The sequence below is a fragment of the Prochlorococcus sp. MIT2302 genome (assembly GCF_059772385.1).
Genome location: NZ_CM186285.1, coordinates 1,658,513 through 1,679,302, shown reverse-complemented (window position 1 = coordinate 1,679,302; position 20,790 = coordinate 1,658,513). Strand labels below are relative to the sequence as shown.

The following is a 20,790-nucleotide window of genomic DNA, read 5'->3' as shown; positions in this document are numbered from 1 at the left end:
ATAAATCTAAAGTATTTTAGGAACTCTAAAAAAATCACCTTCTCTTTGAGGAGCTTGATTAAGAATATCTTCTCTTGAGCTATTAACTTTAACAAAGTCATCCCTCATTGCATTAACCACTTCGACAGCTCTTGAAGTAGGGGGAATATTATCAGTATCTATTTCTTGTAGGTGATCAACATATGAAAGTATTTCTTCGAGTTGCTTTGTATAAGTTTCTATTTGATCTTCTGGCAGTTCTAAACGAGCTAACTGCGCAACCTTACGAACATCAGACGAAGAAATTTTAGTCATATTTTTTAGAAAATTTTGAAGATCTTTATTTAATTACAAGGAAACCTTATTAGCAAAGATCTTAGTGATTTCGGTTAGAAAATTCAGTTCATCTACCATTGTGCCATCTAAATGCATATTGTGGAATCCTAAGTTCTAGTCGATTGATAAGAAATTGGAGAAATCTATTATTAAATGAGTAATATGAATCAAAAGAAATAGTAAGCAAATCTCAATTCTTACAAAAGAATTCTTCTCAAGGCCATCTCATTTGGTCGCTCCGAACTTAATCGGCTGTTTTTTAATTAAGCGCTTATCAAAGAAAAAGTATCTTGCTGGTGTAATTGTTGAAACTGAGGCTTATTCTCAAGAAGAAAGCTCATGCCATGGTTTCTCAGGCAGAACTAAAAGGAACGAAACACTTTTTGGAGAACCTGGTAACTTTTACATATACCTTTCATACGGAATTAACAATTGCGTTAATATCGTTACCGGGGAGAAAAATTGGGCAAATGGAGTACTTCTTCGATCAATAGCAATAAAAGGGGAAAACGAGAGAATTGCCTCTGGACCAGGATTATTAGCAAAAAGGTTTGGATTAAATCGGAATTTTGACAATTTACCCCTATCACCTGCAAATGATTTTTGGTTAATGCAGGGAGAAAATTTTACAAGGACGGAAAATATTGTTCAGACCACAAGAATTGGCATATCTCAAGCTAAAGATATACCTTGGCGTTGGTACCTTAAATGTAGTAGGAGTGTTAGCAAAAGGGTTAAAGGGGATCGAATTCCTTCGAAAAACAAGTGTTGGTCACCACCCACATTTGAGGGATTATGAATAATTGGACACAAAATCACATACTTGATCTGTCTACTTTTTCTTTAGAGGATTACAGCACAGTTTTAGAACTAACAACAAGATTCAAAGATGTCCATAAATCAAGTTCTAGAAAACTTCCTGCACTTCAAGGAAGATTGATTACTAACTTATTTTTTGAGCCAAGTACAAGAACACGATCTAGCTTTGAACTTGCTGCAAAGAGACTATCTGCTGATGTTCAAAATTTTTCTGTATCAACAAGTTCTTTAAGCAAAGGAGAGAGCCCATTAGACACAATCCTCACATACGTCTCCATGGGTGCTGATATTTTAGTAATTAGGCACGAGTCTACAAATGTGCCCGCGGAGTTAGCTAATTATCTAGATACAAATAACATAAATACATCTATTCTTAATGCAGGAGATGGATTTCATAGTCATCCAAGCCAAGGACTTTTGGATCTGTTTACACTAGCTAATTTCTTTAATCCAAGCGAACCATCCACTAAGAGTCTTTTACACAAAAAGATTACAATAGTTGGAGATATTCTTCATTCTAGAGTTGCCCGATCAAACCTTTGGGCCCTTACTGCATGTGGAGCTGAAGTAACGCTTTGTGGTCCTCCAAGTCTACTTCCAGAAGAATTCATTGATTTTGTTCTCAATCCTCCGCCAGGACAAAAATTTGACCCCATCAAGAAGAGAGGTTCTATTTTTATAGAAAGATCACTAAAAGATGCCTTGAAAAATAGTGATGCTGTTATGACACTTCGATTACAGAAAGAGAGAATGAAGCAAAATATGCTGACAGATCTAGATAGTTACTATGCAAAATATGGAATAACACATGAAAGTTTAAAATGGTGTGAAAAGAAAGTTCCTGTCCTACATCCCGGACCAGTGAATAGAGGAATAGAAATAAGCAGTAACCTAGTGGAAGATAATTCAATCAATCTTATAAGCAAGCAGGTAGAGAATGGTATTCCAACAAGAATGGCCTTGTTGTATTTACTAGGGTTAAGTAAAAATAATTAATTGCACTTATAACAATTTTAATCCCTCTGAAAAAAGGCCATAAGCTATTCCGAGTCTAAACATGTCTATGACCCAAACAAGAATTTTTGGCTTTTTTGACTTTAAAAAAATAAATCTAGCTTTAATTAATATCTCCAAAAATACTAATACTATAAATGCGCCAACCGGGTCCATTAAAGCAAGTACTCCATTTATCATACCTAGGGAACTACCAAGAAAAAAACCTATCAAAAAAATAATTACCAACAATGAATATCTTCTCCATGGGTTTGCAGCCCAATTTGCTAGCCTATCAAAAATCTTTGCAGATGATTTATATAAAACTGTTTTCTGCGTTCTTGGAGGCATATGGAAAAAAACAAAAAATTACTTTAGATTTTTCTCATTAGTAAATTCTCTAACATATACATAATAAAACAAAGATCACATAAAGCAAAAAAATTACTTCTATCAAAATATAAATAATCAAATTTCTTTGATAAAATATAAATTATTTAAATTTAAAAAATATCTTTTAAAGGTCTATTTAAGATAAAATCTACATATCATGAATAATTCAACTTTATCTGGGAAAAAAATATTAGTTGCTGTCACAGGAAGTATTGCAGCAGTAAAATCTCCTGCTTTGGTTAGTCGTCTAGTAAAAGCTGGGGTAGAGGTCAAATGCGTCATAACGCAAAGCGCAGCTAAGTTAGTTAGCCCTCTATCTTTATCTACTTTAAGCAGAAATAAATGTTATCAAGATAAAGATCAGTGGGATGATTCTCAGACTAAGCCCTTGCATATTGAATTAGCAGAATGGGCAGAGCTCATTATTGTTGCACCTATGAGTGCCACATCTTTATCCAAATTTACTACTGGAAATGCTGATGGGCTTTTGGCGAGCATTCTTCTAGCCAGTCAATCACAAATACTTTTTGCTGCAGCAATGAACACCTCAATGTGGGGAAATCAATCAGTAAAAAAGAATTGGAATTTCGTAAAGACAATAGACCAAATTATCAGCCTCGAGCCTAGTGAGGGACTTTTAGCTTGCGACAGAGTTGGTGATGGGAAAATGGTAAATTTAGATATTATTGAATTAGCCTCTGAAAGTGCATTGATTTTCAAGGCAAAAAATAAATTTCTCACCAAAGATCTAATAGGCATAAGATTTCTCATATCAGCTGGTCCTACAGTCGAAGATCTTGATGCTGCAAGACAATTAACAAATCGAAGTAGTGGGAAAATGGGGGTTTTGATAGCTCAAGCTGCAAAATTAAGAGGTGCACAAGTCGACTTAGTACATGGCCCAATAAGGGTTCAAGAAGATCTTTTAGAGGGGCTTAATACTTACCCAGTAAGAAGCTCAGCTGAAATGGGAGCAAAAATTGATAATTTGCAACCATCTGCTCAAGTTATTGTTATGGCTGCAGCAGTATCAGATTTCAAAAAAAATAATCCATGTGAACAAAAAATTTCCAAAGAATTTTTTTTAAAGTCCCTTTTTGATGGTTTAGAAATGACTGCGGACATAATTAAAAAACAAACAAGCAAGAAATTAGAAAATCAAATTTTCCTTGGTTTTGCTGCTGAGACTGGAAATGACAGTGAAATTATTGAAAAGGGGGAGAAAAAAAGAGTTTTGAAAGGTTGTGACCTTCTTATGGCCAATCCCATTGACAGATCTGGGCAAGGATTTGACGAAAACTTCAACAGTGGTTTCTTGTTAGGTCCGAAAAAAATCGTCAAAAAATTATCATTATCGACAAAACTTTCAATATCTCATCAACTTTTAGATGAAATTCGAAATCTCAAATCATAAATTTACAGATTTCTTGAGTATTTATTTTTTTTCAATAATCAGCGTCAAAGCTTTGGAAACAACTGCTGCAAATGGCTTTTCGAGGAAATTTGAGTGTTAAATGCAACAAACAAAAAGCTACGGGTTGTATAGAGCTGTCAAATGCTTGTGATAAGAAGTATTTGACACCTGTAATATCCCAACTGAATTAATTGGGCGGTTTCGACCGCAGTCATCTAGCCCTCTCATGCGATTTCGTCCTCTGCTGGCTTTGATGCTGGCTTTTTGTCTCACCTTTACAACTCTCCCATCTAGCGCATCTGCAGCTTTAAAAGGGCGCGAGCAAGGCAACGCTCGTTTTGGCAATGTTGTTAATACTGGCCAAGCTGATGCTTGCACTGTTTTACCAGCTGGTTCATCGGGTTCTATCAATGCTGACGGCCAATTTAAAAGTTTATGCCTTCAGCCAACGGAAGTTTCAGTAAAACTTCCAGGTAACAAGCGAAATAAATCTGATTTTGCAATAGCAAAAATTATCAGTCCTCGCTTCAATACAAGTCTTGATGAAGTTTATGGAGATCTCTCTGGAGGTAAATTCACTGAAAAAGGTGGTATTGACTTCTCTCTAATTACAGTTCTTGCTCCAAATGGAGAGGAATTTCCTTTTGCTTTCTCTGTTAAAGAGATGGTTGCTGAATCCAAGCAAGGAAAGTCAATTGAACCTGGAGCTGAATTTTCAGGTCCAACAACAACTCCCAGCTATAGATCTGCAGACTTTCTTGATCCAAAGAGCCGTGCTAAATCAACTGGTGTTGAATATGCTCAAGCTCTCATTGCTCGTGGGGGTGATGATGAAGATCTTGCAAGAGAAAATGTTAAAGATGATCTTGGCGGTAAAGGTGAAATAACACTTACTGTCAATGATGTTGATGCAGATACTGGAGAATTTGGCGGCGAATTTGTTGCCATCCAACCTTCAGACAATGACCTTGGATCAAAGGATCCAGTTGATATCAAAATTAAAGGTATCTTTTATGGTCGCAAAGCCTAAAAAATTACTATCTTAATCAAAGGAAAAAAAGGGGGTTAAAACCCTCTTTTTTTTTTGGCAAAATTTAATCCAAACAATTTCTCAAATATGGGCCCTTTGTCTGGGAGAATTTGCCGGGTTACTTCACGGGAAAATGACTAGCAAGCAAAGTTCTAATAGAAATCTCGAAGGTTTGATCAAACCTTATGGTGGAGAACTTTTAAACCTTATGGCATCTGATCAAGAGGCAATAGAGTTAAAAAAAAATTCTTTTAAAACTTTAAATTGTACAGATAGAAATGCTTGTGATATTGAGCTTCTTTTGGTCGGTGCTTTTTCACCTTTGAATGGGTTCATGAGTGAAAAAAATTACAACTCAGTTGTCAAACATAATCGAATCGAATCAGGTCTGCTTTTTGGATTGCCAATTGTGATGGATACTGATAGAGAAGATATAAATCCAGGAGATTCTGTTTTACTAAATTACAACAATCAAAAACTGGCGATTTTAGAAGTAGAAGAAAAATGGACACCTGACAAAGTCATTGAGGCCCAGTTTTGCTATGGAACAACTTCTTTGGAGCATCCTGCGATAAGAATGATCTCTATGGAGAGAAAAAAATATTATTTAGGGGGCTCTATAAAAGGTCTCGAATTACCTAGAAGAGTTTTTACTTGCCAAACCCCTTCTCAAGTAAGAGAGAAACTTCCACCTGGAGAAGATGTTGTCGCATTCCAGTGCAGAAATCCTATTCATAGAGCCCATTACGAGCTTTTCACAAGAGCCTTAGAAGCAAACAATGTGAGCCAAAATGGTGTTGTTCTTGTTCACCCAACTTGTGGACCAACTCAAGAAGATGACATCCCTGGATCAGTAAGATTTCAAACTTATGAAAAACTTGCCTCTGAGGTGAATAATCCAAAAATCAGATGGTCATACCTTCCTTATTCGATGCATATGGCTGGGCCAAGAGAAGCTCTTCAGCACATGATTATTAGGAGAAACTATGGATGCACTCATTTCATTATTGGAAGAGATATGGCCGGTTGTAAGTCCTCTCTGAGCGGAAAAGATTTTTATGGTCCGTATGACGCTCAGGATTTTGCAAACAAGTGCTGTGAAGAATTAGAGATGCAAACAGTTCCATCATTAAATCTAGTTTTTACTGAGGAGGAAGGATATGTAACCGCCAATTATGCAGAAGAAAAAGGATTACACGTAAAAAAATTAAGCGGCACTCAATTCAGAAAAATGCTTAGAAGTGGGGAAGAAATTCCTGAATGGTTTGCATTTAAAAGCGTCGTTGATGTACTAAGAGCCGCATAGTTGGACCTGATCCTATTAAACTCTTATCAGATATAGAAGAACATTGAACAAACGCTGGAGAAACATAGGCCTCTATGTCCTAATTGTTGTTGTAGTGATTTTTGTTGGAAGTGCTTTTTTCGATAAGCCAAGTCCGACTAAAGCATCTAGGACACTTAGATATAGTGACTTCATAGAAGCTGTTCAAGACAGGCAGGTAAGCAGAGTACTGATTTCTCCAGACAAAGGTACAGCTCAAATTGTTGAAAGTGATGGAAACAGAGCTTTGGTTAATTTGGCTCCTGATCAAGAATTGCTGCAACTTCTAACCGATAATGATGTCGATATTGCTGTACAACCAACTACTCAAGCAAACCCACTTCAACAAGCAGCTAGCAGCCTTATTTTCCCAATTCTTTTACTTGGAGGTCTATTTTTTCTATTTAGAAGAGCTGGCTCTGGTGGGGGTGGAAATCCAGCTATGAGTTTTGGAAAAAGTAAAGCAAGATTACAAATGGAGTCAGAGACAAAAATTACTTTTGGAGACGTTGCTGGAATTGAAGGTGCAAAGCTTGAACTTACCGAAGTAGTTGATTTTCTCAAAAATCCTGACCGCTTTACAGCTGTCGGGGCAAAAATTCCTAAAGGTGTTTTATTAGTAGGCCCTCCAGGAACGGGAAAAACTTTGCTTGCGAAAGCAGTAGCTGGTGAAGCTTCTGTACCATTCTTTTCTATCTCAGGTTCTGAGTTCGTAGAAATGTTTGTTGGAGTTGGTGCTAGCAGAGTCAGAGATCTTTTTGAACAAGCTAAAAAGAATGCTCCCTGCATAGTTTTTATTGATGAGATAGATGCTGTAGGTCGTCAGCGTGGAGCAGGCCTGGGAGGAGGTAATGATGAAAGAGAGCAGACACTAAACCAGTTACTTACAGAAATGGACGGATTTGAAGGAAATACAGGAATAATTATTGTTGCTGCGACCAATAGACCTGACGTGCTTGACTCTGCACTAATGCGACCTGGGAGGTTTGACAGGCAAGTAACCGTAGACCGACCTGATTATTCAGGGAGATTACAAATACTTAAAGTCCATGCAAGAAGTAAAACTCTTTCAAAGGGAGTTGATCTCGATCAGATAGCTAGAAGAACTCCTGGTTTTACCGGGGCTGATTTAGCAAATCTGTTAAATGAAGCTGCGATATTAGCTGCCAGAAGAGAGTTAACTGAAGTTAGCAACGACGAAATAGGTGCCGCAATAGAGAGAATCATGGTTGGTCCAGAGAAAAAAGATACAGTAATGAGTGAGAAGCGTAAAAGGCTAGTTGCCTACCATGAAGCTGGTCATGCCGTAGTTGGAGCTGTAATGCCAGATTATGACCCAGTACAAAAGATCTCAATAATTCCAAGAGGACAGGCTGGAGGTTTAACTTTTTTCACTCCCAGTGAAGAAAGAATGGAATCTGGTCTTTATTCAAGGTCTTACCTACAAAATCAAATGGCTGTTGCACTTGGAGGAAGAGTTGCAGAGGAAATTATTTATGGAGAAGATGAAGTAACTACTGGTGCATCAAACGATCTAAAGCAAGTAGCTTCAGTAGCTAGGCAAATGATTACGAAATTTGGCATGAGTGACAAGTTAGGGCCAGTAGCTTTAGGTCGATCTCAAGGGGGCATGTTCCTTGGTAGAGACATTTCTGCGGAAAGAGATTTTTCAGAAGATACAGCTGCCACTATTGATTCAGAAGTGTCAATTCTTGTTGAAATAGCATACAAAAGGGCCAAAAAAGCTTTAAATGAAAACCGTCAGGTTCTCGAAGAGTTAACATCAATGCTTATGGAAACTGAGACCGTCGATTCTCTTGAGTTCCAGGATTTATTAATTCGCCATGAAGTTAGAGTTGCAGAGTATGCTTAGTCAAAAAATATAATTTTTGGAAATCAAGCAAAATAATTTAATAAAAAGGCTGAAATCACAGCCTTTAATAGTTGTTATCAGGCTAGAAAATCAATTTTTTAAGATATCAAAAAAAAGAGAGAATTTATTTTTAAAAATCGAAAAACTATATAAATATGGTATTAAAAATATTGAAATAGGATGGGATTCCAATGCAGAATGGGTTTATTTGATATCAGAGATAAAAAAGAATTTCAAATCAATTAATCTTGGTGCAGCATCAATTGAATCAAAAGAATCTTTAGACTCAATTCTCTCATTAGATCTAAATTATTCGATGAGTCCATCATTTAACAAAGAAATTCACCTCAAAGCTATACAAAATAATCAACTAGTTATTCCAGGAATATCGAATATTGAAAATTTCAAAGAAGCAATTAATCTAGGATATAAAATTGTAAAAATCTTTCCTGCATCAACATTAGGAATTAATTTTATAAACGAATTAAAAAAGATAACTCAAAAGGATATGTTTTTTATTGGTGCGGGTGGAATTAAAAGTAGAGACTTAAAAATATTTATAAAACATGGATACGATGCATTAGTTATCGGAAGAGAATTACGAAATCAAACTCTCGACAAAGATCTAGAGATTTGGCTAAAAGATTATTCAAGATCTACTCTAAAAACCAATAATTAATTATTGATTTTTAAATTCAGCACATTGTCCTCGGTGCCTAAGTAAATGATCGGCTAAAACCAACGCAACCATTGCTTCAACCATTGGAACTGCCCTTGGCAACACACAAGGATCATGTCTTCCTTTTGCCTTGAGAGTTACAGCATTACCATCCTCATCAATAGTCTTTTGGCTTTTCCTAATTGTTGCTGTAGGTTTAAATCCAACCCTCAAAACTATATCCTCACCATTAGAAATTCCTCCTTGAATGCCCCCTGAGTTATTCGTAGCAGTTTTCAATTGATCAGAGTCCGATGGTACAAAAGGATCATTATGTTCACTGCCTTTCAAATAAGTACCTCCAAAACCAGAACCTACCTCGAAACCTTTAGTGGCAGGCAAAGACATCAATGCCTTTGCTAAATCAGCCTCCAACTTGTCAAAGACAGGCATACCAATGCCGACTGGAGGATTACGAACAACACATTCTATTACTCCTCCGCACGAGTCTCCTTCTTTCCCAAAAGCTTCTACTCGTTTAATCATTAAAGCTGCTGCTTTTTGATTTGGGCACCGAACAATATTTTTCTCAATCTCATCAAAAGTAACTTCATTGGGTTGAATATCAGCTTCAATATCATGAATTCTCTTCACCCAGGCAAGTATCTCCGTATTAGAAGACTTAGTGAGAAGTTGCTTTGCAACAGCACCAGCCGCGACTCTACCTATCGTCTCTCTTGCGGATGCTCGTCCTCCGCCACTTGAAGATTGAATTCCATATTTTTTCTGATAAGTAGCATCAGCGTGAGATGGCCTAAAGGCTTTTTTAATTTCAGAATAATCCTTAGGCCGATGATCTTTATTTCTAACAACCATCGCAATTGGTGTTCCCAAAGTTTTGTTCTCTAAAAGACCACTAAGAATTTCAACTTCATCACTCTCGTTTCTGGGAGTAGTGATTTTGCTTTGACCTGGTCTCCTTCTGTTTAGATCATTTTGTATTTCATTGATATCAAGCTCCAACCTTGGTGGACATCCATCAATGATTACACCAACACCACCACCGTGAGATTCACCAAAAGTGCTGATATTAAAAAGTTTTCCGAAACTACTTCCCATAAATAAACCTATCTTCAAAATGTTAATCAATACTCACTAAAAAATAAACCAATAAATGCAATGCATAACTTGAAAAAAGCAAAAAAAAAAGCCCTCGAAAAGAGGGCTTTAAAGAATCAAGTTAAAGACTTAACCGATTGCAGGTGCAACAAGAGCTACAGAAGTAGACTCAGCAGCTGCTAGGTCAAGTGGGAAGTTGTGAGCGTTACGCTCGTGCATTACTTCCATACCAAGGTTTGCACGGTTAAGTACATCACCCCAGGTTGGTACAACCTTGCCTGAAGTATCTACAACAGACTGGTTGAAGTTGAAACCGTTCAAGTTGAACGCCATGGTGCAGATGCCCATAGATGTCAACCAAACACAAATTACTGGCCATGAAGCCAAGAAGAAGTGAAGGCTGCGGCTGTTATTGAAGCTTGCATATTGGAAGATCAAACGACCGAAGTAGCCATGAGCTGCAACGATGTTGTATGTCTCTTCTTCTTGTCCAAACTTGTAACCGTAGTTCTGTGAATCAAGTCCTGTGGTCTCACGTATAAGTGATGAAGTAACCAAAGAACCGTGCATTGCAGAGAACAAAGCACCACCGAACATACCTGCTACACCAGCCATATGGAATGGGTGCATCAAGATGTTGTGCTCAGCCTGGAAAACGAACATGAAGTTGAATGTTCCAGAAATTCCTAGAGGCATACCATCAGAGAATGAACCCTGACCGAATGGATAAACAAGGAATACAGCGAAGGCTGCTGATACAGGCGCTGAGTAAGCAACACAGATCCATGGGCGCATACCTAAACGGTATGAAAGCTCCCACTGACGTCCCATGTATGCAGAGATACCGATAAGGAAGTGGAAGATTACAAGCTGGTAAGGGCCACCGTTGTATAGCCACTCATCAAGAGTTGCTGCTTCCCAGATTGGGTAGAAGTGAAGGCCGATAGCGTTACTTGAAGGAACAACAGCACCAGAAATGATGTTGTTTCCATACATGAATGAACCAGCTACTGGCTCACGGATACCGTCGATATCAACTGGAGGAGCAGCGATAAATGCAACGATGAAACAAGTTGTTGCCGCAAGAAGGCAAGGGATCATCAATACACCGAACCAACCGACATATATACGGTTGTTAGTGGAAGTAACCCACTCGCAGAATTGTGGCCAACCTTTGAGCAACGACGAGCGCTGCTGCTGAATGGTGGTCATGAGGACGAATGTGTATGTCCCTAATGGGACGGGTAAATAAGAGCAGCTAATTAGACTGCCAGCCGTGATAATAAAGGAGAATGATGCTTTCTGTGGCCAATTTGTAGGACAATTTATTAAGAGAATCAGCAAGTTGTACCTGAAGAGAGCTTAAAACGTCTTAAGATTCTTTTAAGATTTAGCCTTAGAGGTCAGCAATTGGTTCTTATAAAGTGGCTCATTAACGGTCATAGGGCTGAAGAGAGGGTTCCTTTGTGTGATGCACGTCATAGGAAATATGAATTAGAAGCTCAAGGGGCAGTTGTTTATTGGAGCGAAAGAACTTACTTTTGATTTACTAGCTCTATTAGTGATTGTTTCCATTCTTTTTTTACATCCCATAATTCTTTTTTGGTAAAGCTCATAGCAATATTTTTTTCCGCATAAGCTGCTTCATTAATGAAAACAGGAATATATGGTTCATCCTCTTCATACCTAATTATTTCACCATTAAACTTAAAAAATAATTCATCGTTTTTCTTTAATTCTTGCCAATCCTTTGACTGCCTAAATGAATGTACATAACCATCGATATTACCTTCTTCATCTCTTGGAAAATCGATACTTTTAATATGCCTGTGAATTATCAATTTATCAGGAAAAAAGAAATTCATATTCTTAATTTGATGAATTTGTTCCATCAAACTTTCAAGAATTAATTTTGTCTGTGAAATAATTCTAGAATTCAATAGACCCTGACCTACCGGTCCAATTTCAATAACAAGTCCACAAGGCCAAGATTCAACTAAAAAACCTGTTTGTTTTTGATCAGATTCATGTAGATAAATTGGCAAACCTAATTTATTTTGAATTAAAGAAGCCAAAGCTAAATCAGAATATCTTCTTCCATAAACAACTAAGCAACTTCCCATGGAGGCTGTGGTTGTATGAAAATCTAATGCTATTTGACAGGGAGTTTCACCTGACTTTCCATAAAGATTTACCAATTCATTCGCTCTGTTTCCCTCGAAATTTGAAGAGTTGATAAATAAAAATGATTCTTCTTTAAAACTACGATTCAAATCTTGATGAATGTATCTTTTCCCTACCTTTTTAGCCTCAGGGTTTCCAATCACCTTACAAGTTTTAATCCCGTAAGTATTTATTAAAAACGGTAATTTTTTCCATTCATCAAAAAGCCAAATACCATTTATTTCATTACCATGCGTACCAGCCACTAGGAGTACTTGTAGCTGCATCATTATTCACTAACCATAGATATAAAAATAACCCTAAATAAAGTCATGGCCATACCACCAATATTTGTCAAAGCTGCGAGAAACATATGGAGTTTTGAATGGAGAATTTTAATGAATGGTCTTGCACCATCGGATTCTAATGGAAATTACAAGAGGCCTATAAATCTTCAACAACAAATTCAAATCCCTACAAAGAAGGATTTAAAAAATAGAGCATCAACTCAAATGCCAGGTTTGATTGTCAGCAAAAGTTGTCCTTGGGCACATAGAACATGGATAATTCATGAGATCAAAGGATTAAAGAAATCAATCAATCTTCATATTGCTGAAGTAGACACAGCTGGAGGAAGGTGGATATTAAACCATCCAATACAAGGGTGTAAAACCCTTCAAGAGCTTTATCGGAAATGCGGAAATTATCAATTAAGACGAGCAACAGTACCAATGCTTTTCGATCCAGGCAATGAACCCGAATCAAAATTAAGACTTATAAATAATGAAAGTGCTGAGCTTGTCGAAATATTAAATAATTGGCCTATATATGATCACGAAATAGACCTTAATCCAAGCAAATACAAAAAACAAATTATTTACTGGCAACATCTAATTCAAGAAAATATTAATAATGGAGTTTATAAATGTGGATTTGCTAGAAATCAAAAAGCTTATGAAAAAGCCTCTGAGAATTTGTTCTCAGCTCTAAGAACCATAGAAGAAAGTCTTCAATCAAGAGGTCCTTGGCTTTGTGGAAAGAATCTTTCGATTGCTGATATAAAACTTTTCCCTACCCTAATTAGATGGGAAGCAATTTATTACCCACTATTTAAATGTAGTAATAAACCAATTAAATCTTTCCCACATATAATTAAATGGAGAAAAAAATTTTTTAATATGTACAATATCAAGAAAACATGTGATGTTGATACTTGGAGAAAAGATTATTTTGGAGCTTTATTTCCTTTAAACCCAAGTAGTATTATTCCTAAAGGAGAAGATATTACAACAACTATCAACAATTAATTATCAACTATGAAAGAAGAATATTCTTACTTTAAATCCTCAAATCCTATTAATGGAGTCTATGGTGATTTCATAGTTACTTCAGATGATAAAAAAGAAGTTCTATTTTACCGATTATCAATTCTTTTCTGTGGATTATTCTTTTTAATAGGAATAGCTCAATGGTTTTTCAATGGATCTCATCATATATGGATTTGGCTATTATTTATGTCAATAAGTATAGGCTTAAGTCTGAGGTGGATACATATATATTTAAGACCCTTACATCAATTACTAACAATTTTCTGGTTACTAGGTTGTATTGGATTGTTGATACTTTTATATCATTTCGGAGTAACAAATCTCATCTATGGCCTCAGAGAAAATCCAAAATCGATATTACTTATAGGTCCACTTTTTGCCTCTTTAACTGGGATAGGTTTCAAAGAGTTTTTTTGTTTTAGAAGAATTGAGGCAATAGGTATAACAATTTTTATTCCAATTGCTTTAGTTGGATATTTAACTGAATTAGCTAATGAAAGTTTTACTTTTGCAACGCTAGTTGTTTCGTCCTTGCTATTGATATTAATGGGAATAAGGAAATTCAATCTGCCAGCAGAAGCTGACATAGGAGATAAAAGCGTTTTTGATTATTTAGAAAGCCAAAGAAAAGAAGCTAAAAGTATCTGAATAGTTGAATAAATCAACAAATTATCAATTCAACAAAACCTACAAAAGATCTTTTTTGTAGGTCTTAAGTCAGGGAATGGTGAGGAAATCCAACCAAATTTACAAACCACGTGCAATATTCCCCCGTCATTATTATCGTGTTAGTCATACGATCCTGCTCTTACAAGACGCCATGAAAACTATTGACGAGCATATTCAAAAGGATGAATCCGAGATTCAAGAAGCAAAAGCTCAAGGGAATGAATCCAAGCTCCATCATTTAGAAGATGAACTTAATTCTCTAAAGGAATACAAGGAACATCATCCTGAAGACAAGCATGATCCAAATGCACTGGAACTATTCTGCGACGCCAATCCTGATGAACCAGAGTGCTTGGTATACGACGATTAAAATTTAAAAATAATTAACAGCACAAAAAAAGGGGAAGTCGTTGACTCCCCTTTTTTTATTATGAAAACTTTTAATAATCCATATTAAAATCCGAAGGGCTTCCAGTTAAAGAACAAACAACTGCCTCCTCATTTTTCATTTGACGTACTTCAGCGATAGGTCTCCCCATTTTTTTTAAAACATTAATCTCTTGATCAGTCTGACAGCGAGCAATAATTTCTCCTTGTCCATCAAAACAACTGTAAAAATCCATAATTTTAATAACTCTCTTTAGTTATGACCAAAAATTAACTGCAAGACAAGTAGGTATGATTCACTCATAACAATTAATTAATATCCAAGTTCGTTCCAAATAGAAGTCAACAAATCATCCAGACCAAATTTAGTTACTGCAGAAATTATATGCACCTTTTTCATAGTTAGTTTCTCAATATTATTTAGAAGTTTTTTAATTTCATTCTCATTTAATAGTTCTTTTTTATTCAGAACAAAAATTCTTGGCCTAGAAATCAAACCATGACCGTACGACGTTAATTCCTCATTAATGGTTTTGAAATCATTTATCGGGTCGGTTGATGCTGAGTCAATTAAATGAAGTAAAACCTTTGTTCGTTCAATATGTCGAAGAAAATCATGCCCTAACCCTATACCTTTTGAGGCTCCAGCAATCAAACCAGGAATATCTGCAAAAACTGTTCCATCTCCTGAGGGTCTTCTTACTACTCCGAGATTAGGAATTAAAGTTGTAAATGGATAATCAGCAATCTTTGGTCTTGCAGATGAGAGTACAGAAATCAAAGTACTTTTACCTGCATTAGGCAAACCAATAATTCCAACTTCTGCTAATAGTTTCAATTCCAATTGCAATGACCATTCTTCACCTGCTTTACCTTCTGTAAATTTTTCTGGGGCTCTATTGCTATTTGATAAATAACGAGCGTTCCCAAAACCTCCTTTTCCACCAAACGCGACAATAAGTTGTTGGCCTTTATGAGTTAAATCACCAAGAATAATATTTGTAGAGAGATGTCTTACCTCCGTTCCGCATGGAACTTTAAGTACAGTGTCATTTCCTGATGCTCCAGTGCATTTGTTAGGGCCACCTCTTTGACCATTCTCGGCAGAAATTAATTTCTGAAATTTGAAATCCAAAAGAGTTTGTAAATTATCATCAGCCTCTAAAACAACATTTCCTCCTTGTCCTCCATCTCCTCCCGCAGGACCACCTGCAGGAACATACTTTTCTCTTCTAAAAGCAGAGATACCATCACCACCCGAACCTGCTTTGACATCAATAATAGCCTGATCAATAAATTGCATTTAGAAATATCTATAGTCAATAAACTAAATAATAATTCTTACATTCATCCTTTCTAAATTAAAGAACTAAAAACACTATTTTCAACTTTCACCTCAATTTCAATCAACCATCCACACAACACTACATCCAGGGCCGCCATCATGAGGTTCAGCATCGACTACTTTTTCAATATATGAAAGTGAATCAAACCACTTCCTCAAACCTTTTTTCAGTTTTCCAGAACCAATTCCATGAATAACCCATAAAGCTCCGGAACAATTTCTCAATTTTTCTTCAATTACCCCCTCCGCTTCATGCACGCGTAAACCTCTTACATCTAAGGTATTTGTTTTAGTACGAACTAAAGATAAATTCTTTCTTACTACCCGCGAAGTTTTTACTTGCACACTTCGATTTATTTCGGCTTTTTGACCATCAAGACTTTCTACTTCAGACAAACTAACTTTGCTTCGAAATACACCACACAATACTGTTAATTGCATTCCATCATCTGAGAAAGAAATTATTGCACCTGCTTTACCTATAGAAGACAATCTAACTTTATCCCCAATTTTGGGAACCCATCCCGGCAAAGGAGGGACCCGCCTATCGCTTCGATATCCTTTCTCCATTTGCCGTAATCGTCTACCAGCAAGTCTTGCTGTTTCACCACTAGCATTTTGATCGCGCAAACGTTTAATCAAATGTCTTACTTCTTTTTGACCTTCTCGAATTGATGACTCCAGTTTAAACCTTCCTTGTTCATTAAACTTCTCCGTTTGTTGACGTTGTTTCTGCCAACTGTCAAGTAATTCTTCATGTAATAATTCAGTTTTTGCTAATAAAGCGGCAGCATCTTCAGCTGCTGATTGCTGCCGCTCACGTTGTTTTTCTAAACCTTTAATAACTTGATTAACATTATCAACGCTTGCAGGATTGATAAACTCTTGAGCACGTTTTATCACTTCCGAATCAAGACCAAGTCTTTTTGAAATCTCAATTGCATTACTCCTACCAGGAATTCCCCATTGCAAATGAAAGGTTGGTTTTATTGTTTCACTATCAAAAGAAACTGAAGCATTTTCAAATCTTGAATCACTATATTTTAGTGCTTTTAATTCTCCAAAATGAGTAGTAGCAATAGTTAATCGTGCTCTATCCGCAATTGTCTTTAACAGAGCCATAGCCAAGGCTGTACCCTCAGAGGGATCAGTTCCTGCTCCAACTTCATCTAAAAGAACGAGAGTCGTACCTCGGAAAGAAGTTATGGCATTAAGTATTCGACTTATACGAAGAATATGTCCACTAAATGTAGATAAATTTTGCTGTAATGACTGCTCATCACCAATATCAGCTAAAACATTTTTACACCAGGGTAATCTTGGCGAACCAGTACATGGTAAAAGTATTCCTGCTTTTGCCATTAAAACTGCTAGACCAATACTTTTTAACGCAACTGTTTTGCCTCCAGTATTAGGGCCTGTAATCGCAACAACCTTTAAATCAGAAGGGACATCAAAACTAGTTGGTACGACTGTATTTTTCCTCTCATGGAAATCATTCCATACTAATAAAGGATGGCGAAAGTCTTTAATCTCAAATAGTGTATTTTCCTTTTCATCAAGAATTGCTGGCACCCCGTTAAGCCATTTAGAGTAACGTGCTCGTGACAATGCAAACTCAATCTGTAAAAGAATCTCTCCTAAATGAGCTATTACATCGGCATTTAACCCAACCTCCTTACTCCAATTAGCTAAAAGTCTCCTCTCTTCATTAAAGATTTCAGAATCTATTTTAGCCAAACGATTCCCTATTGATATGACAACTTGTGGCTCGACATAGATCGTATTTCCTGACGCCGAACTATCATGAACCATTCCCTTAATCTGATCGGAAGTCCCAGACTTAAAAGCTAAAACAGGCCTTCCATACCTCTCCGAGATAATATTATCTTGAAGTAATCCAGCATATTTCCGAATAATATCTTGAAGAATATCTTTTCTTTGAAGACGTACCGAATTCCTATGGCGTCGTAATTCAGAAAGTTTTGGACTAGCACGATCAGCAATTCTTCCACCTTCATCCAGGCCAAATTCGAGGAGTTTTTGCAAATCAGGCAACGTTGCAACGTCTTTGATTAACTCAGAGAGTCGTGGACGTATTAATTGATCAAATATTAGTTTTCGTAATTTTCTAGCAGCTCTTAAAGTATCAGCAACTTTTAATAAATCCTCACCTATTGCAACACCACCTTTCGAGCATATCAAAAGAATATTTTCCAAATCATGAACACCTTCAAAAGATATTCCTCCATCAACAGAAATATCTAATGATCCAATTTCTAACGTTTGGGACAATAGCTCCTTGCTAAGAGATATATCTAGTGGCAAATCAAAGCTTCTACATTTATTACGACCTTGTTGGGTAACCGCGAATGTAGACAAATGGCTACAAACAGTTGGCCATTCAAGTAACTCCAAAGATTCTAGAATTATTTGTGTCTTTTCTGAATCATCCTGATTTATTGAAACTTTCATTCGTCTAAAAAAATTCTATTGATTTGTTGGAATTCCTGTTGATGGGTGATAAAGCATTTCCAACCAATTACCTTCTGTATCTTTCAAGTAAAAAGAGGAAGTTCCATCTCGATGATCATGCAAAGCACCAACCTTTACACCTTGATTTTTTAGAGATGTATGAATGCTTTCTATTTCATCCTTATTAGTGAAATGAAATGCAAAATGTGGACCAGCCGCTTTGTAGCTCGGTCCAAGCAAAGCAAGGCCATCTTTATTCTCTCCTGTCTCTAAGTAACACCAATCAGGATCATCCCAAACAAGCTTCATCCCCAAGCTCAAATAAAACCTTTTAGCCCTATCAACATCTTCCACTCTTATAGCTACATGGCCGAGCCGATTAACTTCTTCAATATTTAATTCAGACTGTTTTTCTAGCATTACTTTTAATTGAAGATTGAAATTTTAAATAATGTTCTTAACTCACTCTATTGTTCTTTTAACCATCCTGCGGCATCACACGCATGATATGTAAGGATCAGGTTTGCCCCAGCTCTTTTGAAACTCAATAAAGTTTCTAAGACAATTTCCTTTTCATCAATCCAACCTCTTTGAGCAGCAGCTTTGACCATTGAATACTCTCCACTAACGTTATATGCAGCGATTGGTAATTCTGATTCTTCCCTTAAACGATAAATAATATCTAAATAAGCCAAACCAGGTTTAACCATTAGGATGTCAGATCCCTCTTGTTCGTCAAGTTGAGCTTCTGTTATAGCTTCTCTCGCATTAGCTGGATCCATCTGATAGGTATTTTTATTTTTCGGGATAGGCTTATTTGATAATGATCTGGGAGCAGAATCTAAAGCTTCTCTAAAAGGACCGTAATAGGCAGATGAATATTTTGCAGTGTAACTAATGATTCCTACATGTTCAAAACCTTCATCATCTAAGGCTTCTCTTATAGCTCCTACTCTTCCATCCATCATGTCACTTGGTCCAATTAAATCTGCTCCCGATTGTGCTTGGACCACTGCTTGCTTACATAAATAATCAACGGTTTCATCATTCAAAATTATTCCTTGATTACTAACTATTCCATCATGACCATCACAAGAATAAGGATCCAAAGCGACATCAGTCATGATACTCATTTCAGGTATCTCTATTTTCAACCTTTCTATAGCCCTTGGTATTAAGCCTTTTTCATTAAAACATTCAGCTCCATCTTCTGTTTTCAGCTCATCTGAAACTTTTGGGAATAGAACGACACATCTAATTCCTAAATTCCAAGCCCGTTTAACTTCATCAACCAATCCATCCATTGACCAGCGAAATGAACCTGGCATCGCTGGTATCTCTTGAATATCTAAACCTTCATGAACAAAAAGAGGATAAATAAAGTCAGAAGCAGAAACATTGTTCTCTCTAACCATCTCTCTCAAAGAGTTTGTTCTACGAAGGCGACGGGGCCGATAAGTAAGATGCATATTGACCAATAGAGATAACTACATTTTACTTCCTTTAAGTCCTCGCCTGATCAAACCAGCTTAATCGGGGTTCATCTATTCGAACAGATCTAAGCTTTTCAATAAGTCTCAACTCATCATCTGTCCAGTTTTCTGGTAATTTTAATTTTAGAGTAAATAACAAATCCCCTTGGGTGTCTAAATTATGAAATCCTTGCCCTTTTAATCTGAATTCTTGCTCAGGCAAACTTCCAGAGGGAATTGATAAATATGTATCTCCTCGAGGAGAGGCAACCAAAACATTTGCTCCCAAAGCTAATTCATCTAGAGAAATAGGTAAGTCCGCATAAATATCTAAACCTTTGACTTTCCAAATTGGATGGGATTTGATAGATATTTCAATCAATAAATCTCCTCTTTTCCCTTTCCCAGACTGTATGTTGCCCTTGTTCTTAATACGTAAGATTGATCCTGTTTTAATCCCTTTTGGGATGTTCACCTCGATTCGTTCATCATTTACCAAAAGATTCTTTTGAGCGCCATTCAAAGCTTCTAAAAAACTAATCTGCAAATTAAATTCAGCATCAAGATTTAATGATTGAGCCTTCTTCTCTGAAGATATATTCGAGTAAATTTCTTGACCGACCTCACTAAATTTTCCAATTAAATCACTCAAAAAATCATCAAAGTTTTTATATTCATCAAAGCGCTTGTCATTTTTGTCTCTAGCAAAATCCCTAGACTTTCCATAACTATTTTTATACCAATAACTTAGATATTCCTCATAAGACTTTTTTTTATCCACATCAGAAAGAATTTCATAAGCTTCATTGATCTCTTTAAATTCTGATTCAGCCTCATCATCATGTGGATGCAAATCAGGATGAAATTGTCTAGCAAGTTTTCTGAAGGCACTTTTGATTTCTTTATCGGTAGCATTTCTACTAATACCAAGGATTTTGAAATAATCCTTAAAACCTTTTAATTCCATGAAAATAAAGCTTTTTCAGGTGCTAAGAGTCAATCTTTGAATGATT

The 20,790-nt window shown here is 36.4% G+C and carries 22 protein-coding genes; 11 read left to right on the top strand and 11 right to left on the bottom strand.

The genetic code is table 11. The annotated features are described in order from the left end of the window. Positions 1-6 precede the first annotated feature (6 nt). Positions 7-294, bottom strand: a complete 288-nt coding sequence (gene gatC, locus AC6EI2_RS09595; RefSeq protein WP_498462119.1) for an Asp-tRNA(Asn)/Glu-tRNA(Gln) amidotransferase subunit GatC — start codon at positions 292-294, stop codon at positions 7-9. Positions 295-544: 250 nt separating this feature from the next. Between gatC and AC6EI2_RS09590 the strand changes: the two genes are divergently transcribed. Both AC6EI2_RS09590 and AC6EI2_RS09585 read left to right on the top strand, forming a co-directional pair. Further along, on the top strand, positions 545-1,114 hold the full coding sequence (locus tag AC6EI2_RS09590; RefSeq protein WP_498462118.1) for a DNA-3-methyladenine glycosylase: 570 nt from the start codon (positions 545-547) through the stop codon (positions 1,112-1,114). After that, positions 1,111-2,130 (top strand): aspartate carbamoyltransferase catalytic subunit, encoded by a 1,020-nt coding sequence (locus AC6EI2_RS09585; protein WP_498462117.1) that lies wholly within the window; start codon positions 1,111-1,113, stop codon positions 2,128-2,130. Before AC6EI2_RS09590 ends, AC6EI2_RS09585 begins: the two co-directional genes overlap by 4 nt. A gap of 6 nt (positions 2,131-2,136) precedes the next feature. Here the strand turns inward: AC6EI2_RS09585 and AC6EI2_RS09580 are convergent, their stop codons facing one another. After that, positions 2,137-2,478 (bottom strand): DUF565 domain-containing protein, encoded by a 342-nt coding sequence (locus AC6EI2_RS09580; protein WP_498462116.1) that lies wholly within the window; start codon positions 2,476-2,478, stop codon positions 2,137-2,139. A 199-nt stretch (positions 2,479-2,677) separates the two neighbouring features. On the opposite strand from AC6EI2_RS09580, the gene coaBC reads away from it, so the two are divergent. The 5 genes from coaBC to AC6EI2_RS09555 all read left to right on the top strand — a co-directional run bounded on the left by coaBC (position 2,678) and on the right by AC6EI2_RS09555 (position 8,840). Then, a complete protein-coding gene (coaBC, locus tag AC6EI2_RS09575) occupies positions 2,678-3,934 on the top strand; it encodes a bifunctional phosphopantothenoylcysteine decarboxylase/phosphopantothenate--cysteine ligase CoaBC (protein WP_498462115.1) in 1,257 nt (418 codons plus the stop codon). Between the two features lie 226 nt (positions 3,935-4,160). Next, complete coding sequence (locus AC6EI2_RS09570) at positions 4,161-4,964, top strand: photosystem II manganese-stabilizing polypeptide (protein ID WP_498462114.1); 804 nt, start codon at positions 4,161-4,163, stop codon at positions 4,962-4,964. A gap of 133 nt (positions 4,965-5,097) precedes the next feature. After that, positions 5,098-6,270 carry a sulfate adenylyltransferase gene (gene sat, locus AC6EI2_RS09565; protein WP_498462113.1) on the top strand — a complete coding sequence of 391 codons (1,173 nt, stop codon included), beginning with the start codon at positions 5,098-5,100 and terminating at the stop codon, positions 6,268-6,270. Positions 6,271-6,313: 43 nt separating this feature from the next. Further along, positions 6,314-8,161 carry an ATP-dependent zinc metalloprotease FtsH gene (ftsH, locus tag AC6EI2_RS09560; RefSeq protein ID WP_498462112.1) on the top strand — a complete coding sequence of 616 codons (1,848 nt, stop codon included), beginning with the start codon at positions 6,314-6,316 and terminating at the stop codon, positions 8,159-8,161. 16 nt (positions 8,162-8,177) lie between these two features. Next, positions 8,178-8,840, top strand: a complete 663-nt coding sequence (locus tag AC6EI2_RS09555; RefSeq protein ID WP_498462111.1) for a bifunctional 4-hydroxy-2-oxoglutarate aldolase/2-dehydro-3-deoxy-phosphogluconate aldolase — start codon at positions 8,178-8,180, stop codon at positions 8,838-8,840. On the opposite strand, the gene aroC is transcribed toward AC6EI2_RS09555, so the two are convergent. Further along, on the bottom strand, positions 8,841-9,938 hold the full coding sequence (gene aroC / locus AC6EI2_RS09550) for a chorismate synthase (RefSeq protein ID WP_498462110.1): 1,098 nt from the start codon (positions 9,936-9,938) through the stop codon (positions 8,841-8,843). Positions 9,939-10,067: 129 nt separating this feature from the next. Further along, the gene (psbA, locus tag AC6EI2_RS09545) at positions 10,068-11,150 is read right to left on the bottom strand and encodes a photosystem II q(b) protein (protein WP_011294225.1); all 1,083 of its coding nucleotides are present in this window, start codon (positions 11,148-11,150) and stop codon (positions 10,068-10,070) included. A gap of 198 nt (positions 11,151-11,348) precedes the next feature. Here psbA and AC6EI2_RS09540 point away from each other — a divergent pair, with 198 nt between their 5' ends. Beyond that, the gene (locus AC6EI2_RS09540; RefSeq protein ID WP_498462109.1) at positions 11,349-11,483 is read left to right on the top strand and encodes a YWSERL motif small protein; all 135 of its coding nucleotides are present in this window, start codon (positions 11,349-11,351) and stop codon (positions 11,481-11,483) included. On the opposite strand, the gene AC6EI2_RS09535 is transcribed toward AC6EI2_RS09540, so the two are convergent. Then, the gene (locus AC6EI2_RS09535; RefSeq protein ID WP_498462108.1) at positions 11,474-12,391 is read right to left on the bottom strand and encodes an aspartoacylase; all 918 of its coding nucleotides are present in this window, start codon (positions 12,389-12,391) and stop codon (positions 11,474-11,476) included. The genes AC6EI2_RS09540 and AC6EI2_RS09535 overlap by 10 nt on opposite strands. A gap of 42 nt (positions 12,392-12,433) precedes the next feature. Here AC6EI2_RS09535 and AC6EI2_RS09530 point away from each other — a divergent pair, with 42 nt between their 5' ends. The 3 genes from AC6EI2_RS09530 (at position 12,434) to AC6EI2_RS09520 (ending at position 14,468) form a co-directional block, all read left to right on the top strand. Beyond that, positions 12,434-13,408, top strand: coding sequence for a glutathione S-transferase family protein (locus tag AC6EI2_RS09530; RefSeq protein ID WP_498462107.1), 975 nt, complete (start codon positions 12,434-12,436; stop codon positions 13,406-13,408). A gap of 9 nt (positions 13,409-13,417) precedes the next feature. Beyond that, the gene (locus tag AC6EI2_RS09525; RefSeq protein ID WP_498462106.1) at positions 13,418-14,077 is read left to right on the top strand and encodes a DUF2301 domain-containing membrane protein; all 660 of its coding nucleotides are present in this window, start codon (positions 13,418-13,420) and stop codon (positions 14,075-14,077) included. 172 nt (positions 14,078-14,249) lie between these two features. Then, complete coding sequence (locus AC6EI2_RS09520; protein WP_498462105.1) at positions 14,250-14,468, top strand: CP12 domain-containing protein; 219 nt, start codon at positions 14,250-14,252, stop codon at positions 14,466-14,468. Positions 14,469-14,538: 70 nt separating this feature from the next. On the opposite strand, the gene AC6EI2_RS09515 is transcribed toward AC6EI2_RS09520, so the two are convergent. From AC6EI2_RS09515 to AC6EI2_RS09490, 6 genes are all read right to left on the bottom strand, one after another. Continuing rightward, a complete protein-coding gene (locus AC6EI2_RS09515; RefSeq protein WP_498462104.1) occupies positions 14,539-14,721 on the bottom strand; it encodes a hypothetical protein in 183 nt (60 codons plus the stop codon). A gap of 77 nt (positions 14,722-14,798) precedes the next feature. Then, positions 14,799-15,788 carry an Obg family GTPase CgtA gene (gene cgtA / locus AC6EI2_RS09510; protein WP_498462103.1) on the bottom strand — a complete coding sequence of 330 codons (990 nt, stop codon included), beginning with the start codon at positions 15,786-15,788 and terminating at the stop codon, positions 14,799-14,801. Positions 15,789-15,887: 99 nt separating this feature from the next. After that, complete coding sequence (locus AC6EI2_RS09505) at positions 15,888-18,305, bottom strand: endonuclease MutS2 (protein ID WP_498462102.1); 2,418 nt, start codon at positions 18,303-18,305, stop codon at positions 15,888-15,890. Between the two features lie 15 nt (positions 18,306-18,320). Beyond that, the gene (locus AC6EI2_RS09500) at positions 18,321-18,725 is read right to left on the bottom strand and encodes a VOC family protein (protein WP_498462101.1); all 405 of its coding nucleotides are present in this window, start codon (positions 18,723-18,725) and stop codon (positions 18,321-18,323) included. Between the two features lie 47 nt (positions 18,726-18,772). After that, complete coding sequence (gene hemB, locus AC6EI2_RS09495) at positions 18,773-19,774, bottom strand: porphobilinogen synthase (protein ID WP_498462100.1); 1,002 nt, start codon at positions 19,772-19,774, stop codon at positions 18,773-18,775. A gap of 34 nt (positions 19,775-19,808) precedes the next feature. After that, positions 19,809-20,744: a DnaJ C-terminal domain-containing protein gene (locus tag AC6EI2_RS09490; protein WP_498462099.1), complete on the bottom strand. Its 936-nt coding sequence runs from the start codon at positions 20,742-20,744 to the stop codon at positions 19,809-19,811. Positions 20,745-20,790: the final 46 nt, after the last annotated feature.

Excerpts from the sequence above, each read along its gene's own strand:
- AC6EI2_RS09515 (WP_498462104.1), bottom strand. The coding sequence starts at position 14,721 with ATGGATTTTTACAGTTGTTTTGATGGACAAGGAGAAATTATTGCTCGC.
- AC6EI2_RS09500 (WP_498462101.1), bottom strand. The coding sequence starts at position 18,725 with ATGCTAGAAAAACAGTCTGAATTAAATATTGAAGAAGTTAATCGGCTC.
- cgtA (WP_498462103.1), bottom strand. The coding sequence starts at position 15,788 with ATGCAATTTATTGATCAGGCTATTATTGATGTCAAAGCAGGTTCGGGT.
- AC6EI2_RS09535 (WP_498462108.1), bottom strand. The coding sequence starts at position 12,391 with ATGATGCAGCTACAAGTACTCCTAGTGGCTGGTACGCATGGTAATGAA.
- gatC (WP_498462119.1), bottom strand. The coding sequence starts at position 294 with ATGACTAAAATTTCTTCGTCTGATGTTCGTAAGGTTGCGCAGTTAGCT.
- coaBC (WP_498462115.1), top strand. The coding sequence starts at position 2,678 with ATGAATAATTCAACTTTATCTGGGAAAAAAATATTAGTTGCTGTCACA.
- AC6EI2_RS09520 (WP_498462105.1), top strand. The coding sequence starts at position 14,250 with ATGAAAACTATTGACGAGCATATTCAAAAGGATGAATCCGAGATTCAA.
- AC6EI2_RS09530 (WP_498462107.1), top strand. The coding sequence starts at position 12,434 with ATGGCCATACCACCAATATTTGTCAAAGCTGCGAGAAACATATGGAGT.
- AC6EI2_RS09580 (WP_498462116.1), bottom strand. The coding sequence starts at position 2,478 with ATGCCTCCAAGAACGCAGAAAACAGTTTTATATAAATCATCTGCAAAG.
- aroC (WP_498462110.1), bottom strand. The coding sequence starts at position 9,938 with ATGGGAAGTAGTTTCGGAAAACTTTTTAATATCAGCACTTTTGGTGAA.
- AC6EI2_RS09490 (WP_498462099.1), bottom strand. The coding sequence starts at position 20,744 with ATGGAATTAAAAGGTTTTAAGGATTATTTCAAAATCCTTGGTATTAGT.
- AC6EI2_RS09570 (WP_498462114.1), top strand. The coding sequence starts at position 4,161 with ATGCGATTTCGTCCTCTGCTGGCTTTGATGCTGGCTTTTTGTCTCACC.
- psbA (WP_011294225.1), bottom strand. The coding sequence starts at position 11,150 with ATGACCACCATTCAGCAGCAGCGCTCGTCGTTGCTCAAAGGTTGGCCA.
- AC6EI2_RS09585 (WP_498462117.1), top strand. The coding sequence starts at position 1,111 with ATGAATAATTGGACACAAAATCACATACTTGATCTGTCTACTTTTTCT.
- AC6EI2_RS09525 (WP_498462106.1), top strand. The coding sequence starts at position 13,418 with ATGAAAGAAGAATATTCTTACTTTAAATCCTCAAATCCTATTAATGGA.
- AC6EI2_RS09505 (WP_498462102.1), bottom strand. The coding sequence starts at position 18,305 with ATGAAAGTTTCAATAAATCAGGATGATTCAGAAAAGACACAAATAATT.
- hemB (WP_498462100.1), bottom strand. The coding sequence starts at position 19,774 with ATGCATCTTACTTATCGGCCCCGTCGCCTTCGTAGAACAAACTCTTTG.
- sat (WP_498462113.1), top strand. The coding sequence starts at position 5,098 with ATGACTAGCAAGCAAAGTTCTAATAGAAATCTCGAAGGTTTGATCAAA.